This window comes from Ensifer sp. GW823-FHT05D09 (assembly GCF_058795755.1).
Genome location: NZ_JBXAIA010000006.1, coordinates 62977 through 77861 on the forward strand (window position 1 = coordinate 62977; position 14885 = coordinate 77861).

A 14885-nucleotide genomic window follows, 5' to 3' on the forward strand; every position below is an offset into this window, starting at 1 on the left:
TCGTCATCGGACGATGATGCTGCCGACCGAGCGTCAGAGCCCGGGGCGAAAGTAGATACCGCTGAGCTTGCCATCGGGGGCGAGCGTCAGGCCGCATTCGAGCGTTCCTTTTTCGAACCGCACATCATAGACGTCGGAACCCTCCTGCAGCACACCCTTGAACGCGACGCTCCGCAACGCCCCCAGGCGGGCGAGTTCTGCCGTGACGATCGGTGCCTGTTCACGCGCCGCTGCCGCAAGTTCCGGCAACATTGCGTCATAGTCAGGCTCGCCGCGCTGATGCTCGGCAATGACGCGGCGAAGCAATGCCTCGCTGTGGGGAAAAGGGATCTTGTCCTTCACCCGTTTCTCCAGGTCGTCGGCAACAGCGCGCGCCCTTCTCTCGTCGATGCGCTTCGCCGTCTGCTCGTAACCGCCTTGATGCAGGACCACGCCTTCCACGTCACCCCGGTCGTTACGGGTGAAGGAAAGTTGCGCCTGGACGACCCGGTAGAAAAACAGGTCGTCCGCTTCGGGATAGATCTCGATCGCGCTCTGTCCGGTCAGTTGAGCCAACAGCCCGCCGTCGCGCCGGGTGATGCTAAGCACGTCGCCGGTCTCGAACTGAAAGTCGCCGACAACGGAGCCGTGTTTTTCGGGCTCGAAGCGAACTTCCGTCCGCGGCCGTGCCTGCTCGTAGCGCCGCCATGCGACGGTGTCGGGCGATAGGTCGGTCATCCTGGTCTCCTTGGCAAGCGTGATGAGTTCGCTGATCGAGACCGCCTGGCCGCTCGATATCTTCTTGAGCGCAGCGCCGACCAGCGACAGGCTGTGCTCGACCCCGTCGCGCAGATCGACGAGCGCGGATTGCTGGATCGTCAGCGTCTGGCCGAGATCCGGCGTGGTGCCGGCAAGCAGAATGGTGATCCGGGTCAGGCTGAGGCCGAGACGCTTCAGGGCGAGGATCTCGGTCAACCGTGCAATCTCCGCACCGCCATAGAGCCGCCAGTTCTTTTCCGTCCGGCGCGGCGCGATCAGACCGCGGTCTTCATAGACGCGCAGCGCCCTGACCGTCAGGCCGAGACGTTCGGCGCATTCGGCAGCGGTCAAAAGGTGGTCACGGTTTCGCTTGTCGCTCATGAAAGCCTCCTGCAATCGTCTTCTAAGGTATGACCTTAGGTTCGGCTCAAGCGGTATTTTGTGCGGGTTGCATCGAGAGTGCGGCAAGAATGAACCCATTCCGACCCGGCCGACATGGATTTTGCACAATCCCGTCCCTACATGCCCTCCCGCCACCGTTGCATGTTTTCATGCCTTGAGCCCAATCGGGTTTAGCGTTGAAAACATGCGCAGTTTCACGATGCTACGAAGACCTCCGTACGTCCGAGAGGACGCGCAGAGCTCTCCTCTGTATTTTCAGCACAACGCATGATTTCAGGTGTTTCTTGTCTTTTCAGCTTCCCGATATCGATCTTCCGCCAGGTTTCGCACCGCTGCTCAATGGCTATTCCTGGCGAATGGACAGCCTTGGCCAGTCGGCATCGAGCGTCTTCCTGTTCGACGCCGAAGCTCGCCCTCCTCTGGTTCTGAAGGTCGAGCAGTCCAGTCCCTTCGACGAGCTCGTCGACGAGGCTTCGCGGCTCGAATGGCTGGGCAAGCAGGGCATGCCTTGTCCGCGCGTCATCGCCCGCGAGGTGTACGCAGACCGGAACTGGCTGCTGATGGAGGCGGTCGACGGCGTCGACCTCGCCTCGAGCACCCTTGCTGCGTCAGAACAGGTCGTCCTGCTTGCCGAAGCTGTGCGTCGCATGCATGCGCTTGACGCCGAAGCGTGCCCCTTCGATCACCGGGTCGGCGCACGCGTCGCGATCGCCAGGCTGCGCGCCGAGGCGGACCTGGTCGATGTGACCGATTTCGATGAGGCGCGGCTTGGCAAGACCGCTGAAGAATTGTTTGTCGAGCTTCAGGCCAAAATCCCGCAGGAAGGAAAACTCGTCGTCACCCATGGCGACGCCTGCCTGCCAAACGTCATCGCCCGGGACGGTCGCTTCGCCGGCTTCATCGACTGCAGTCGTCTGGGCGTTGCCGATCCCTATCAGGATCTTGCGCTCACCTGCCGCAGCATTGCTCATAATCTCGGGGAAGAATGGGTCCAGCCGTTTCTCGATCTTTACGGCGTCCGTCGCGCCGATCCCGAGAAACTCGACTTCTATTGCCTTCTCGACGAGTTCTTCTGAACGCACCGAAAACAAACGCGGCATGGCCCGCGCCGCCTATGCGGCGTCGCGGGCCTCAACGTTCAGATCGACGATATCGGCATCCCCAAAATCGATATCTTCAAGGGCGTTGAACAGTGCCCAGATATGGCCGAACGGATCGATGAAAGCGCCGACGCGGTCGCCGGTCGACAGCGTCTCGGCCGGGTTCCTGAGTGCAGCCCCCGCCCCGATCGCCCGGCCGATGACCCGGTCGACGTCCTTGACATGAAGTTCGAGAATGACTGCCGTGGTGCCAAGCGCGTGCGGCGACCTTGGCCCGCCAAGCTTCGGCTCGGCGTCACGGCGCGGATTGGCACCGGCAATCCGGAAGACGGATTCGCCGATCCTGAGATCGGCACTTGTCAGGATGCCGCTCGGCCATTCATGCCTTTGGACCAGTTCGGCGCCCAGCACATCGCGATAAAAGGCAATGGCGCGGTCCTCATCGCCATGCCTGACAAAAAGCTTCACACAGATCTGCCGATCGGCCAGCCTGCCGCCATTGATGACCATGACATCCTCCAATCTCGGGTGAGGCGCACATCATATACAAACATGAGAACAAAGCAAGAACAATTGACTCGCGGCGATGCTTTTCGCATGCCGCCTGGCGTGCCCAAAACGGCTAGAATGCACCCGTCAGCTTGCTCGTTTTCAACAGGATGTTGGTTTCCGTCACGGTGATGCCGTCGATCAGCCGGATCCGTCTCAAGGTCTCGTCGAACGACACCAGGTCCCGATCCTCGAGTTCGGCGATGAAGTCCCAGCGGCCGTTGGTGCTGTGCAGCGCTCTGACCTGCGGCAGGCCGCGCAACTGCTCGGCGACCCGGTCGGCCATCTTGCCGTGGACCTCGATCATCACCACGGCGCGCACCCCGGAGGCCGGGATTTCGGATCCGGTGCGGATGGTGAAGGCAGCGATCGTTCCATTGGCAACCAGCCGGTCGATGCGGGCTGCAACGGTTGCGCGCGACACGCCGGTGCGCGCCGAAAGCGTCGAAACCGGCAAGCGCGCATTCTGCCGCAAGGCGCTGATCAGCGCCTGATCGAGGTCGTCCATAGCTCTCACTTTGTAAAATCGGACTTGGCAATATGCCAATCTTATCCTTCTATTCGACAGTTTTCCATCTTTTTGCTGTCACGCATTTTGACGATAATCCGCGCAACTCACGGGAATCACCAGGAAGGAACGGGCTGATATGACCACCATCACGCTGATCGGCGCACCCATCGAAGAAGGTTCTGGACGACGCGGCGCGGCCATGGGCCCAACGGCGCTTCGCATTGCCGGTATCGACACCGTTCTGCGCGACCTCGGTCACACGGTCTACGACGAGGGCGACGTCAAGCCGCTGCCGGCGCGCGACCTCGCCAATCATGCAGGCGCCAACAACCTGCAGATCGTCGCCGCCTTCGCCCGCGCTCTGCACGATTCCGTCCACGACACCGTTCGCAAGGGCCATTTCCCGATCATCCTGGGTGGCGACCACGCGCTTTCGATGGGCAGCGTTTCCGGCATGGCGAGTTACGCCGCCGAAGTCGGCCGCCCGCTGTTCGTGCTTTGGCTCGATGCCCATGCCGACTTCAACTCTCCGGCAACGTCGCCGTCCGGCAACATGCACGGCATGCCGGTCGCCTTCTTCTGCGGCCAGGCAGAATTCACCCCGATCCTGCCGGCGGACCGGCCGATGGTCGATCCGACCAAGGTCTTCCAGGTCGGCATCCGCTCGGTCGATGACCGCGAGCGCGAAGAGATCGCCGAACACGGCGTGCGCGTCTACGACATGCGCGCGGTCGACGAACTCGGCATGGCGCACATCATGCGTCATATCCTCGATGAAGTCCGCTCGGCCAACGGCCTCCTGCATGTCAGCCTCGACGTCGACTTCATGGATCCCGAGCTTGCACCGGGTGTCGGCACTACCGTTCCCGGCGGCGCCACCTTCCGCGAAGCCCACCTGATCATGGAAATGCTCTGGGAAAGCGATCTCGTCTCCTCCCTCGACGTCGTCGAACTCAACCCCTTCCTCGACGATCGCGGCAAGAGCGCGCGCGTCCTGGTCGAGCTGACCGCGAGCCTTTTCGGCCGCCGCGTCCTTGACCGCCCGACCCGCAGCGCCTGAGCCCCTGCAGAACTCCTTGAAACGAAATGGTTTCAAGGAAAAATTATGCAGAAAATCAAAGTGCTACAGCGACCTTTGCGCGTCCGATTAGACGCGCGGCGCTGTAGAAAAATAACGGAGGACGACGGATGAACACCACGGCAGACCTGATCGAAACCGAATACCGGCTCGGCGCACACAACTACAAGCCGCTCGACGTCGTGCTTTCGCGCGGCGAAGGCGTCTATGTCTGGGACATGGAAGGCAATCGCTACCTCGACTGCCTCTCGGCCTACTCCGCCGTCAACCAGGGCCACTGCCATCCAAAAATCTTCCAGGCGATGATGGAGCAGGCGCAGAAGCTGACGCTGACCTCGCGCGCCTTCCGCAACGATCAGCTCGCGCATTTCTATGAAGAGATCGCAGCGCTCACCGGCTCGCACAAGGTGCTGCCGATGAACTCGGGCGCCGAAGCCGTCGAGACCGCCGTCAAGGCCGTGCGCAAGTGGGGCTACGAGGTCAAGGGTGTGGCCGAAAACAAGGCCGAGATCATCGTCTGCTCCAACAATTTCCATGGCCGCACCATGGGTATCGTCGGGTTTTCGACCGACCCGGACGCGCGCACCGGCTTCGGCCCGTTCGCGCCCGGCTTCAAGGTCGTGCCCTTCGGGGACATCGGCGCCTTCCGCGCGGCAATCACCGAGAACACCGTCGCCTTCCTGGTCGAGCCGATCCAGGGCGAAGCCGGCGTGCTGGTCCCGACGCCCGGCTACTTCCCGGCGGTACGCGAGCTCTGCACCAGGCATGGCATCACGCTGATCCTCGACGAGATCCAGACCGGCCTCGGCCGCACCGGCAGGCTTCTTGCCGAAGAACATGAGGGCATCGAGGCCGACGTGACGCTGATCGGCAAGGCGCTTTCGGGCGGCTTCTATCCGGTCTCGGCCGTGCTTTCGAATTCGGAAGTGCTCGGCGTCTTGAAGCCCGGCCAGCATGGCTCGACTTTCGGCGGCAATCCGCTTGCCTGCGCCATTGCCCGCGCGGCGCTCAAGGCCCTGACAGAAGAGGGCATGATCGAGAACTCGGCGCGCATGGGCGACCGCTTCCAGAAGGGTCTGACCGACATCCGGTCGAACATCATCAAGGAAGTGCGCGGCCGCGGCCTGATGCTGGCGGTCGAGCTGGTGCCGGAAGCCGGTGGCGCCCGCAAGTACTGCGAAGCGCTGAAGCAACTCGGCATCCTTGCCAAGGACACCCATGGCGACACGATCCGTATCGCGCCGCCGCTGGTGATCACCGCCGAGCAGGTCGATTGGGCCGTCGAACAGTTCGCAACGGTCCTCGCCTCGGCCTGATCCCTTCCTACCGAATTCGCTTTTCCTTGCGCCCCGGCATCGACCGGGGCGCAATGTCTTTAAGCACTTGCAAAAGCAAGTCTTAACGAATCCCGGCCTATAGTCCCTTCCCAAAGCGCAAAGCGGTTCCTCCGCGCATGATGCAGCTGCGCCCCGCCGGATGTCGTCGGCGGACTTTTGAAAACGCTCCCCATCGGCTCAATGGCCGCGCCAGCCGCGACCGCACCGCACGGAGATGTAACGAGTTTGGCGGTGTCGCGCCTTAAGGCGTCGACCGGAAAGCTGGAAGGACCTTCGATGACAAGCGCACTCAGGACGGCTGGTTTCGACGGCGAAACGCTGGAAATCATCGCGTTCCGCCTCCACGATCAGGAATTCTGCGTCAAGACCACCACGATCCGCGAGATCCGTGGCTGGGCCCCCTCGACCCCGATCCCGCATTCGCCGCCTGAGGTCATCGGCGTGATGAACCTGCGCGGCACCGTGATCCCGATCATCGACCTTGCCCACAAGCTCGGCATGAAATCGACCACGGCCAATGAGCGCAGCGCCATCGTCGTTGCGGAAGTCCACAACATGGTGATCGGCCTGGTGGTCGACCGCGTTTCCGACATCCTCACCGTCCAGGGCAACCAGGTGCAACCGGTTCCCGAAGTTACCGCCTCCTTCGACAAGAGCTTTGCCGAGGGCATCATCGCCAACGAAAACGGCATGATCTGCTTCCTCAACCTCGCCCGCATGTTCAAGGAACGCGAAGTCGAGGAAATGGCCGCCTAAGCAACAGGCAGGTCACCGTATCGGAGCCGCTTTGCCGCTGGGCAAGGCGGCTTTTTTTGTCCGCTTGGTCCGACTTCAAAGTCGCCGCGGGAGATTCGTAAACGACAAGTTGCTAATTCAACCCAGAAATAGTATGCGAATTTTCACAACTAAAAACTGATAATTGCTATTTTAACATCTACTTAATAACCATAATACTAACGTAGATTGCATCAGCAAGACGTCATGGGCATGAACGCCCACGAGTTCGAACTCCCCTCGCAGCAAGAAAACGCTGACCCCGATTGGGCCGGCGGACGACGGACCAGACAATTTTCGGCATGCCGGCATTTGTCCTTGTCCCCGGAGCCTGCGCCGCTTTCGGCCCCGCATGCCCTGTCGACACCGCAAGCAACGAGTCCCGGCTTTCCGCTTGAAACAACAAGAACCAAATCAGAGGGTAATCATGTTCTCTTTCGGACAGAGCCTGGATTCACGCCAGATCGTCGCCGCGCTGTCAAAGTCGCAGGCCATGATCCAGTTCGATCTCACGGGAAAAATTCTGACGGCCAACGAAAACTTCTGCCAGGCACTCGGCTACACTCTGCAAGAGATCGTTGGCCAGCACCACCGCATGTTCTGCGCACCCGATTATGTGCAGACGCAAGAGTATCGTGATTTCTGGACCCGGCTCGGACGGGGTGAGTACGACGCCAATGCCTACAGGCGCTTTGCCAAGGGTGGCCGCGAAATCTGGATCCAGGCGACCTACAACCCCGTCTTTCACAACGGCAAACCCTACAAGGTCGTGAAATTTGCAAGTGACATCACCGCCGCCAAGATCAAAGCGAATGAGGATGGCGGCAAGCTCGATGCCATCTCGAAATCGCAGGCAGTGATCGAATTCACCCCCTCAGGTGAAATCGTCACGGCCAACGAGAACTTCTGCAACGCACTCGGCTACAGTCTGAAGGAAATTCAAGGCAGGCATCACAGCATGTTCTGCGACCCGACCTACGTGCAAGGCAGTGAATATGCCGAGTTCTGGAAGAAGCTGGCCGCCGGCGAGTTCATCTCCAACGAATTCGTGCGCTACGGCAAGGGCGGCAAGGAGATCTGGATCCAGGCGGCCTACAATCCGATCCGCGACACGAACGGCAAGGTCTACAAGGTCGTCAAGTTCGCAACCGACGTCAGCGAGCGCATGGGCGCGATCAAGGCGCTCGGCGTCGGCCTTCAGGCGCTTGCCGAAGGCGATCTCACCCACAGCCTGCCGACGCCCTTCGTTCCCAGCATGGAAGCGGTGCGCACCGATTTCAACGACGCAATCGATCGGCTCTGTCGGGCGATGCAAACCGTCGGCGACAACGCCAACGCCATCGCGTCCGGAGCGCGCGAAATCCGCTCGGCCGCAGACGATCTCTCCAAACGCACGGAGCAACAGGCCGCCTCGGTGGAAGAAACCGCAGCCGCCCTCGATGAGATCACCACGACAGTCGCCGACTCCAGCCGCCGCGCCGAGGAGGCCGGCGGGCTGGTCGCCAAGACCAAGGCGGGAGCCGAACGCTCCGGCAGCGTCGTCAAAAGCGCCATCGGTGCGATGGACCAGATCGAGCAATCCTCACGCGAGATCTCCAACATCATCGGTGTCATCGACGACATTGCCTTCCAGACCAACCTCCTGGCACTGAATGCCGGCGTCGAAGCGGCGCGGGCCGGCGAGGCCGGCAAGGGTTTTGCCGTCGTCGCCCAGGAGGTCCGCGAGCTCGCCCAGCGCTCGGCCCAGGCCGCCAAGGAGATCAAGGCGCTGATCACCACCTCCAGCGACCACGTCAAGAACGGCGTATCGCTTGTCGGGCAGACGGGGGCAGCGCTGGAAGAAATCCTGGTCCAGGTTCAGGAGATCAACATCAACGTCTCGGCCATCGTCGAGGCAGCCCGCGAGCAGGCGACGGGGCTGAAGGAAATCAACCAGGCGGTCAACTCCATGGATCAGGCGACCCAGCAGAATGCCGCAATGGTCGAGGAAAGCACCGCCGCGAGCCACAACATGTCGCGGGAAGCCGAGGCCCTCCATGCCCTGCTCAGGCAGTTCCAGATCGGCCAGGAGACGGTGCCGGTTGAACGACACGCCGACGAGCGCCAGCAGGCAACCCGCCTGCACGCCACCGCCCGCGGCATGCGCGGCGGACAACGACAAGCCCTTGCCGCCGCCCCGTCGAACGACGGATGGCAGAATTTCTGAGCGCAATCCCTGCACCCCGCGCTCAGGAATAGGGGAAGGCGGCGACCGGTCGCCGCCTTCCCGCATATTTTCCGAAAAGATCCGATCATGCCGCGTCGATCGACGCAGTCCTCAAGCCGCCTGCGGGCGCTTGATCTTCGAAGCGGCTTCCAGCACCAGCGGGCTCAGGCCCTCGCCACCGCCATCGATATGCTGGAACAGCTGCCGCCGCATGCGCGGCTCCCAATATTTGTTGATATGCGTCGCAACGCCCTGGGCGGCTTCGTCCTGCGGCTGGCTCTTGAAGAAGGTGGCGATCTGGTTTGCCATGTAGATCAGCTTGGCATTGGTGTCATGCGACATCGGCGATGGCTCCGGACTTGATGCGTTCGGCATGGGTGAAGATCTCGAATTCGTCGCCGCGCACAAGGGCGATCAGCGTCATGCCTGCGGCTTCCGCCGTTCGGATCGCGAGCGCCGTGGGCGCCGAGATGGCGATGATGACGGGGCTGCCGACGATTGCCGTCTTCTGCACCATCTCGACGGAAACACGGCTCGTGACGATCACGGCGCCGTCGCTGCCGCGGAAACCGGCACGGGCCGCCGCTCCCACAAGTTTATCCAGCGCATTGTGACGGCCGACATCTTCGCGCACGGCAATCAGACCCTTGCCCGGCACGTAGAACGCAGCACCGTGCACGGCGCGCGTTTCGAAATGCAGAGGCTGCTGGCCGTTGAGCAGCGCGACGGCCTTGACCACGTCCTCCTGTGAAAGCCGCAATGTCGAAGCGGAAACGTCGGGCGTCGGCCGCACGGCCTGCTCGATCGATTCGATGCCGCAGAGACCGCAGCCGACTGGCCCCGCCATATGACGGCGGCGCAGACGCAGCATATCGTTCTGCTCGTCCTTCAGCGTGATCTGCAGGTCGATGCCGAGATTTCCCGCCACCTCGTCGGCGATCGCCTCGACCGCTTCGATCTGGCCGGGCTCAGCGATGATGCTCTCGGTCAGGCTGAAGCCGACGGCGAAATCCTCGAGATCGCCTGGCGTCGCCATCATCACCGCGTGGGTCGAGCCCCCGAAGGTGAATGCGACAGGCGTCTCTTCCGGGACAGCACGAGCGCCGTCCCTCAAGATTCCTGCGCGCAGGGCGGTCTCCGGCACGGTCTTCGACACCTGAAATTTCGGCATGGATGGCCCGGGCATCGCGACTACTCCGCAGCCTCCAGCTTGCCGGCAATCCGACGCGATTGCCGCGCCTGCTCATCGTAATCCTGCTGCCAGTCCGATGGTCCGTTAGACGGCATCACCTGAACCGCCGTCACCTTGTACTCAGGGCAATTGGTCGCCCAGTCGGAGAAGTCGGTGGTGATGACGTTTGCCTGCGTCGTCGGATGGTGGAAGGTGGTGTAGACGACACCCGGCGCCACCCGATCGGTGATCAGAGAGCGAAGCGTCGTCTCGCCGGCGCGGCTGGCGAGCCTGATCCAGTCGCCATCGCGGATGCCGCGCTGTTCGGCGTCATGAGGGTGGATTTCCAGCCGGTCCTCCGCATGCCAGACGACGTTGTCGGTGCGCCGCGTCTGGGCGCCGACATTGTATTGGCTGAGAATACGGCCGGTGGTCAAAAGCAACGGGAAGCGCGGGCCGGTGCGTTCGTCGGTCGCCACATATTCGGTGCGGATGAACTTGCCCTTGCCGCGCACGAAGCCGTCGACATGCATAATCGGCGATCCCTCGGGATGCTTCTCGTTGCATGGCCACTGCACCGAGCCCATCTTCTCCAGATAATCGTAGGAGACCAGCGCGAAGCTCGGTGTCGTCGCGGCGATCTCGTCCATGATTTCGGAAGGATGGCGATAGTTCCAGTTCATCCCCATGGCCTGCGCCAACTTCTGGGTGACTTCCCAGTCGGCATAGCCGTTCTTCGGCGTCATGACTTTGCGCACGCGGTTGATGCGGCGTTCGGCATTGGTGAAGGTGCCGTCCTTTTCCAGGAAGGTCGAGCCCGGAAGGAACACGTGGGCATAGTTGGCCGTCTCGTTGAGGAAGAGGTCGTGCACCACGACGCACTCCATCGCCGCAAGGCCGGCGGCCACGTGCTTGGTGTCGGGATCCGACTGCAGGATGTCCTCGCCCTGGATGTAGATGCCCTTGAAGGTACCGTCGACGGCGGCATCGAGCATGTTCGGTATGCGCAAGCCCGGCTCGCTGGAGATCTCGACACCCCAGAGTTTTTCGAAGGTCTCGCGCGTCGCATCGTCGGAGACATGGCGGTAACCCGGAAGTTCGTGCGGGAACGAGCCCATGTCGCAGGAGCCCTGCACATTGTTCTGGCCGCGCAGCGGGTTCACGCCGACACCAGGCCGGCCGATATTGCCGGTGACCATGGCAAGGTTGGCAATCGCCATGACCGTGGTCGAGCCCTGGCTGTGCTCGGTAACCCCGAGGCCGTAATAGATCGCGCCGTTGCCGCCGGTGGCAAAGAGCCGCGCGGCACCGCGAACGAGATCGGCGGGAACGCCGGTATAGGCTTCGGTCGCCTCGGGGCTGTGATAGGGTTCTGCGACGAAACCTGCCCAGTCCTCGTATTCAGACCAGTCGCAACGCTCGCGGATGAAGGCCTCGTTGGCGAGCCCTTCGGTGACGATCACATGCGCGATCGAGGTCAGGATCGCGACATTGGTGCCCGGCTTCAACGGCAGGTGATAGGACGCTTCCACATGCGGTGAACGCACGATGTCTGTGCGGCGCGGATCGATGACGATCAGCTTGGCGCCTTCGCGCAGCCGCTTCTTCAGACGCGAGCCGAAGACCGGATGGCCATCGGTCGGGTTGGCGCCGATGATGACGGCGACGTCGGTGAACTCGACCGAATCGAAATTCTGCGTGCCGGCGGACGTGCCGAAGGCCTGGCCGAGACCGTAGCCGGTCGGCGAGTGGCAGACACGGGCGCAGGTGTCGACATTGTTGTTGCCGAAGCCGGCGCGCACCAGCTTCTGCACCAGATAGGTTTCTTCGTTGGTGCAGCGCGACGAGGTGATGCCGCCGACGGAATCACGGCCATATTGGTACTGAATGCGCCGGAATTCGGCGGCCACATGCGCATAGGCCTCCTCCCAGGTCACTTCGCGCCAGGGATCAGAGATCTTCTCGCGGATCATCGGGTTGAGGATGCGGTCCTTATGGGTCGAATAACCATAGGCGAACCGACCCTTGACGCAGGAATGGCCGCGGTTCGCCTGCCCATCCTTCCACGGCACCATGCGCACCAGTTCTTCGCCGCGCATTTCCGCCTTGAAGGAGCAGCCGACACCGCAATAGGCGCAGGTGGTGACGACGGAATGCTCCGGCTGACCGATCTCGATCACGGATTTTTCGGTGAGCGTCGCCGTGGGGCAGGCCTGGACGCAGGCGCCGCAGGACACGCATTCAGACGACATGAAGTCTTCGGCCATGCCGGCGGAAACGCGGCTGTCGAAACCACGGCCGCCGATCGTCAGCGCGAAGGTGCCCTGCACTTCCTCGCAGGCACGCACGCAGCGCGAGCAGACGATGCACTTCGCCGGATCATAGGTGAAGTATGGATTGGACTCGTCCTTCGGCAACCATTTGGCGTTGATATCGCCATTGTTGCGCGCCTTGACGTGATTATCGCCTTCATAGCCATAGCGAACGTCGCGAAGGCCGACGGCGCCGGCCATGTCCTGCAGCTCGCAGTCGCCATTGGCGGCACAGGTCAGACAGTCGAGCGGATGGTCGGAGATATAGAGCTCCATCACCCCGCGGCGAACGTCCTTCAGGCGTGGCGTCTGGGTCGACACTTCGAGCCCCGGCGCCACCGGCGTGGTGCAGGAGGCGGGCATACCGCCGCGACCCTTGATCTCGACGAGACAGAGCCGGCAGGAGCCAAAGGCGTCCATCATGTCGGAGGCACAGAGCTTCGGCACCTCGATGCCCGCATCCATCGCCGCGCGCATGATCGAGGTTCCTTCCGGCACCGTCACTTCGCGCCCATCGATGGTCAGCGTCACCATGGTTTCGGAGCGGGAGGCCGGGGTCCCATAGTCGATTTCATGAATGAGAGACATGGTCTTCCTCCTCACTCCGCCGCTTCGACAAGCGGAGCCGGTTTGAAATCATCCGGAAAATGCGTCATCGCGCTGACGACGGGATAGGGCGTGAACCCGCCGAGCGCGCAGAGCGAGCCGAACTTCATGGTGTTGCAGAGATCGGCGAGCAGTTCGCGGTTCTTTTCCGGCTCGATGCCGGCGGCGATCTTGTCGGCCACCTCGACGCCACGGGTCGAGCCGATGCGACAGGGCGTGCATTTGCCGCAGCTTTCGATCGCGCAGAACTCCATGGCGAAACGTGCCTGCTTCAGCATGTCGGCGGTATCGTCGAAGACAACGATGCCGGCGTGGCCGATCAAGCCGTCCCGGGCGGCAAAGGCTTCATAGTCGAACGGCGTGTCGAACAGCGCACGCGGGAAATAGGCGCCGAGCGGGCCGCCGACCTGCACGGCCTTGACCGGCCGGCCGCTCGCCGTACCGCCAGCGATGTGATCGATGATCTCGCCGAGCGCGAGGCCAAAGGCGGTTTCGAACAGGCCCGAGTGCTTGACGTTGCCGGCGATCTGAATCGGGATCGTCCCGCGCGAGCGGCCCATGCCGAAGTCTCGGTAGAACGCCGCGCCCTTGTCCATGATGATGGGGACGGAGGCGAGCGAGATCACGTTGTTGATGACGGTCGGACAGTCGAACAGGCCCTTGTGGGCGGGGAGCGGCGGCTTCGCGCGCACGATGCCGCGCTTGCCCTCGAGGCTGTTGAGCAACGCTGTTTCCTCGCCGCAGACATAGGCGCCGGCGCCGGTGCGCACTTCCATTTCGAAGGCACGTCCCGAGCCGAGCACCGATTGCCCGAGCACGCCGGCTCGGCGCGCGATCTCGATCGCTTGCGCCATGGTGGCGATCGCATGCGGATACTCCGAACGCGTATAGATGAAGCCCTTGGTCGCGCCGGTCGCAAGGCCTGCCACCGCCATGCCCTCGATCAATACGAAGGGATCGCCCTCCATGATCATCCGGTCGGCAAAGGTACCGCTGTCGCCCTCATCGGCGTTACAGACGATGTACTTCCGCTCGCCCGCGGCTTCCAGAACCGTCTTCCATTTGATGCCGGTCGGGAAACCGGCGCCGCCGCGGCCGCGAAGACCGCTCTCCGTCACCTGCGTGACGATAGCCATCGACTCCATGGAGATGGCGTTCTCCAGTCCGCGAAGACCGCCATGCGCGCGGTAATCATCGAGCGACAGCGGGTCGATGACGCCGCAGCGCGCGAAGGTCAGCCGCGTCTGCTGCTTCAGGAATGGGATCTCCTCGGTCTTCCCGAGACAGAGCGCATGGTTGCCGCCATCAACAAGGCCGGCATCGATGAGAGACGCGACATCGCGCGCCTTGACCGGCCCATAGGCAACGCGACCTTCCGGGGTTTCCACCTCGACCAGCGGCTCCAGCCAGTGCAGGCCGCGCGAGCCGTTACGCACGATCGTAACATCGAGGCCGCGCATGGCAATCGCGTCTGCCATCGCTTTCGCCACCTTGTCGGCACCGAGCGCCAGGGCTGCGGCATCGCGGGGAATGTAGATCTTCGTGGTCATCGGCGCGCCTCCGAAACGAGGGCGTCGAGATCGTCGGCATCGACCCGGGCATGCACCTCTCCGTCGAACATCGCGGAGGGTGCGCAGGAACAGAGCCCGAGACAGTAGACCGGCTCCAGTGTCACCGCGCCGTCGGGTGTCGTTTCGTGGAAGTCGATGCCGAGCAGGCTCTTGGCGCGCTCGGCCAGTTCATCGCCACCCATCGACTGACACGCCTCGGCACGACAGAGCTTCAGCACATGGCGGCCGGCCGGATGTTCGCGAAAGTCATGATAGAACGAAAAGACGCCGTAGACCTCGGCGCGCGACAGGTTGAGTTCACGCGCGATGACCGGCAGACAGTCCTGCGGCACATAACCGAATTCGTGCTGGATCTCATGAAAGATCGGCAGCAGCGGCCCTTCGAGCCCCTTCAGTTCCTCGACGATCGCAAGCGTGCGCCCGGATACATCTCCACGCGGCTGGTGAATATTCACTCGGGGAGCCCTCCCGGCTCGCGGCTGTAGCGGCCCTTTTGCGGACCACGCCCAGCTCGAATTGGCATCGCCTGG

At 62.6% G+C, this 14885-nt stretch carries 13 protein-coding genes; 5 read left to right on the forward strand and 8 right to left on the reverse strand.

Annotation, left to right across the window (positions count from 1 at the left end; all coding sequences use genetic code 11):
- Positions 1–33: 33 nt before the first annotated feature.
- The gene (locus AC1Q80_RS18030) at positions 34–1119 is read right to left on the reverse strand and encodes a MerR family transcriptional regulator (RefSeq protein WP_492361365.1); all 1086 of its coding nucleotides are present in this window, start codon (positions 1117–1119) and stop codon (positions 34–36) included.
- Between the two features lie 305 nt (positions 1120–1424).
- Here AC1Q80_RS18030 and AC1Q80_RS18035 point away from each other — a divergent pair, with 305 nt between their 5' ends.
- Positions 1425–2216 (forward strand): APH(3') family aminoglycoside O-phosphotransferase, encoded by a 792-nt coding sequence (locus tag AC1Q80_RS18035; protein ID WP_492361366.1) that lies wholly within the window; start codon positions 1425–1427, stop codon positions 2214–2216.
- Positions 2217–2252: 36 nt separating this feature from the next.
- Here AC1Q80_RS18035 and AC1Q80_RS18040 read toward each other — a convergent pair whose 3' ends face one another.
- On the reverse strand, positions 2253–2750 hold the full coding sequence (locus AC1Q80_RS18040; RefSeq protein ID WP_492361367.1) for a VOC family protein: 498 nt from the start codon (positions 2748–2750) through the stop codon (positions 2253–2255).
- 112 nt (positions 2751–2862) lie between these two features.
- Positions 2863–3297 (reverse strand): Lrp/AsnC family transcriptional regulator, encoded by a 435-nt coding sequence (locus AC1Q80_RS18045; RefSeq protein ID WP_065780784.1) that lies wholly within the window; start codon positions 3295–3297, stop codon positions 2863–2865.
- Between the two features lie 139 nt (positions 3298–3436).
- Between AC1Q80_RS18045 and rocF the strand changes: the two genes are divergently transcribed.
- From rocF to AC1Q80_RS18065, 4 genes are all read left to right on the forward strand, one after another.
- On the forward strand, positions 3437–4360 hold the full coding sequence (gene rocF / locus AC1Q80_RS18050) for an arginase (protein ID WP_492361368.1): 924 nt from the start codon (positions 3437–3439) through the stop codon (positions 4358–4360).
- 128 nt (positions 4361–4488) lie between these two features.
- A complete protein-coding gene (rocD, locus tag AC1Q80_RS18055) occupies positions 4489–5694 on the forward strand; it encodes an ornithine--oxo-acid transaminase (protein WP_492361369.1) in 1206 nt (401 codons plus the stop codon).
- 297 nt (positions 5695–5991) lie between these two features.
- On the forward strand, positions 5992–6471 hold the full coding sequence (locus AC1Q80_RS18060; protein WP_492361370.1) for a chemotaxis protein CheW: 480 nt from the start codon (positions 5992–5994) through the stop codon (positions 6469–6471).
- 445 nt (positions 6472–6916) lie between these two features.
- Positions 6917–8695, forward strand: coding sequence for a methyl-accepting chemotaxis protein (locus AC1Q80_RS18065; protein ID WP_492361371.1), 1779 nt, complete (start codon positions 6917–6919; stop codon positions 8693–8695).
- Positions 8696–8806: 111 nt separating this feature from the next.
- Here the strand turns inward: AC1Q80_RS18065 and AC1Q80_RS18070 are convergent, their stop codons facing one another.
- From AC1Q80_RS18070 to AC1Q80_RS18090, 5 genes are read right to left on the reverse strand one after another with little or no spacing between them, the layout of a single operon-like run.
- The gene (locus tag AC1Q80_RS18070; RefSeq protein ID WP_112805380.1) at positions 8807–9037 is read right to left on the reverse strand and encodes a formate dehydrogenase subunit delta; all 231 of its coding nucleotides are present in this window, start codon (positions 9035–9037) and stop codon (positions 8807–8809) included.
- Positions 9027–9881: a formate dehydrogenase accessory sulfurtransferase FdhD gene (gene fdhD, locus AC1Q80_RS18075; protein WP_492361372.1), complete on the reverse strand. Its 855-nt coding sequence runs from the start codon at positions 9879–9881 to the stop codon at positions 9027–9029. The genes AC1Q80_RS18070 and fdhD overlap by 11 nt, the downstream gene beginning before the upstream one ends.
- A gap of 5 nt (positions 9882–9886) precedes the next feature.
- Positions 9887–12766, reverse strand: coding sequence for a formate dehydrogenase subunit alpha (gene fdhF / locus AC1Q80_RS18080; protein WP_492361373.1), 2880 nt, complete (start codon positions 12764–12766; stop codon positions 9887–9889).
- 11 nt (positions 12767–12777) lie between these two features.
- The gene (locus tag AC1Q80_RS18085; RefSeq protein WP_492361374.1) at positions 12778–14334 is read right to left on the reverse strand and encodes a formate dehydrogenase beta subunit; all 1557 of its coding nucleotides are present in this window, start codon (positions 14332–14334) and stop codon (positions 12778–12780) included.
- Positions 14331–14810 (reverse strand): formate dehydrogenase subunit gamma, encoded by a 480-nt coding sequence (locus tag AC1Q80_RS18090; protein ID WP_492361375.1) that lies wholly within the window; start codon positions 14808–14810, stop codon positions 14331–14333. The genes AC1Q80_RS18085 and AC1Q80_RS18090 overlap by 4 nt, the downstream gene beginning before the upstream one ends.
- Positions 14811–14885: the final 75 nt, after the last annotated feature.

What these genes read in the sequence shown, in the direction of transcription:
- AC1Q80_RS18060 (WP_492361370.1), top strand. Translation starts at nt 5,992, where the DNA reads ATGACAAGCGCACTCAGGACGGCTGGTTTCGACGGCGAAACGCTGGAA.
- AC1Q80_RS18045 (WP_065780784.1), bottom strand. Translation starts at nt 3,297, where the DNA reads ATGGACGACCTCGATCAGGCGCTGATCAGCGCCTTGCGGCAGAATGCG.
- AC1Q80_RS18040 (WP_492361367.1), bottom strand. Translation starts at nt 2,750, where the DNA reads ATGGTCATCAATGGCGGCAGGCTGGCCGATCGGCAGATCTGTGTGAAG.
- rocF (WP_492361368.1), top strand. Translation starts at nt 3,437, where the DNA reads ATGACCACCATCACGCTGATCGGCGCACCCATCGAAGAAGGTTCTGGA.
- AC1Q80_RS18085 (WP_492361374.1), bottom strand. Translation starts at nt 14,334, where the DNA reads ATGACCACGAAGATCTACATTCCCCGCGATGCCGCAGCCCTGGCGCTC.
- AC1Q80_RS18030 (WP_492361365.1), bottom strand. Translation starts at nt 1,119, where the DNA reads ATGAGCGACAAGCGAAACCGTGACCACCTTTTGACCGCTGCCGAATGC.
- AC1Q80_RS18065 (WP_492361371.1), top strand. Translation starts at nt 6,917, where the DNA reads ATGTTCTCTTTCGGACAGAGCCTGGATTCACGCCAGATCGTCGCCGCG.
- rocD (WP_492361369.1), top strand. Translation starts at nt 4,489, where the DNA reads ATGAACACCACGGCAGACCTGATCGAAACCGAATACCGGCTCGGCGCA.
- AC1Q80_RS18070 (WP_112805380.1), bottom strand. Translation starts at nt 9,037, where the DNA reads ATGTCGCATGACACCAATGCCAAGCTGATCTACATGGCAAACCAGATC.
- fdhF (WP_492361373.1), bottom strand. Translation starts at nt 12,766, where the DNA reads ATGTCTCTCATTCATGAAATCGACTATGGGACCCCGGCCTCCCGCTCC.
- fdhD (WP_492361372.1), bottom strand. Translation starts at nt 9,881, where the DNA reads ATGCCCGGGCCATCCATGCCGAAATTTCAGGTGTCGAAGACCGTGCCG.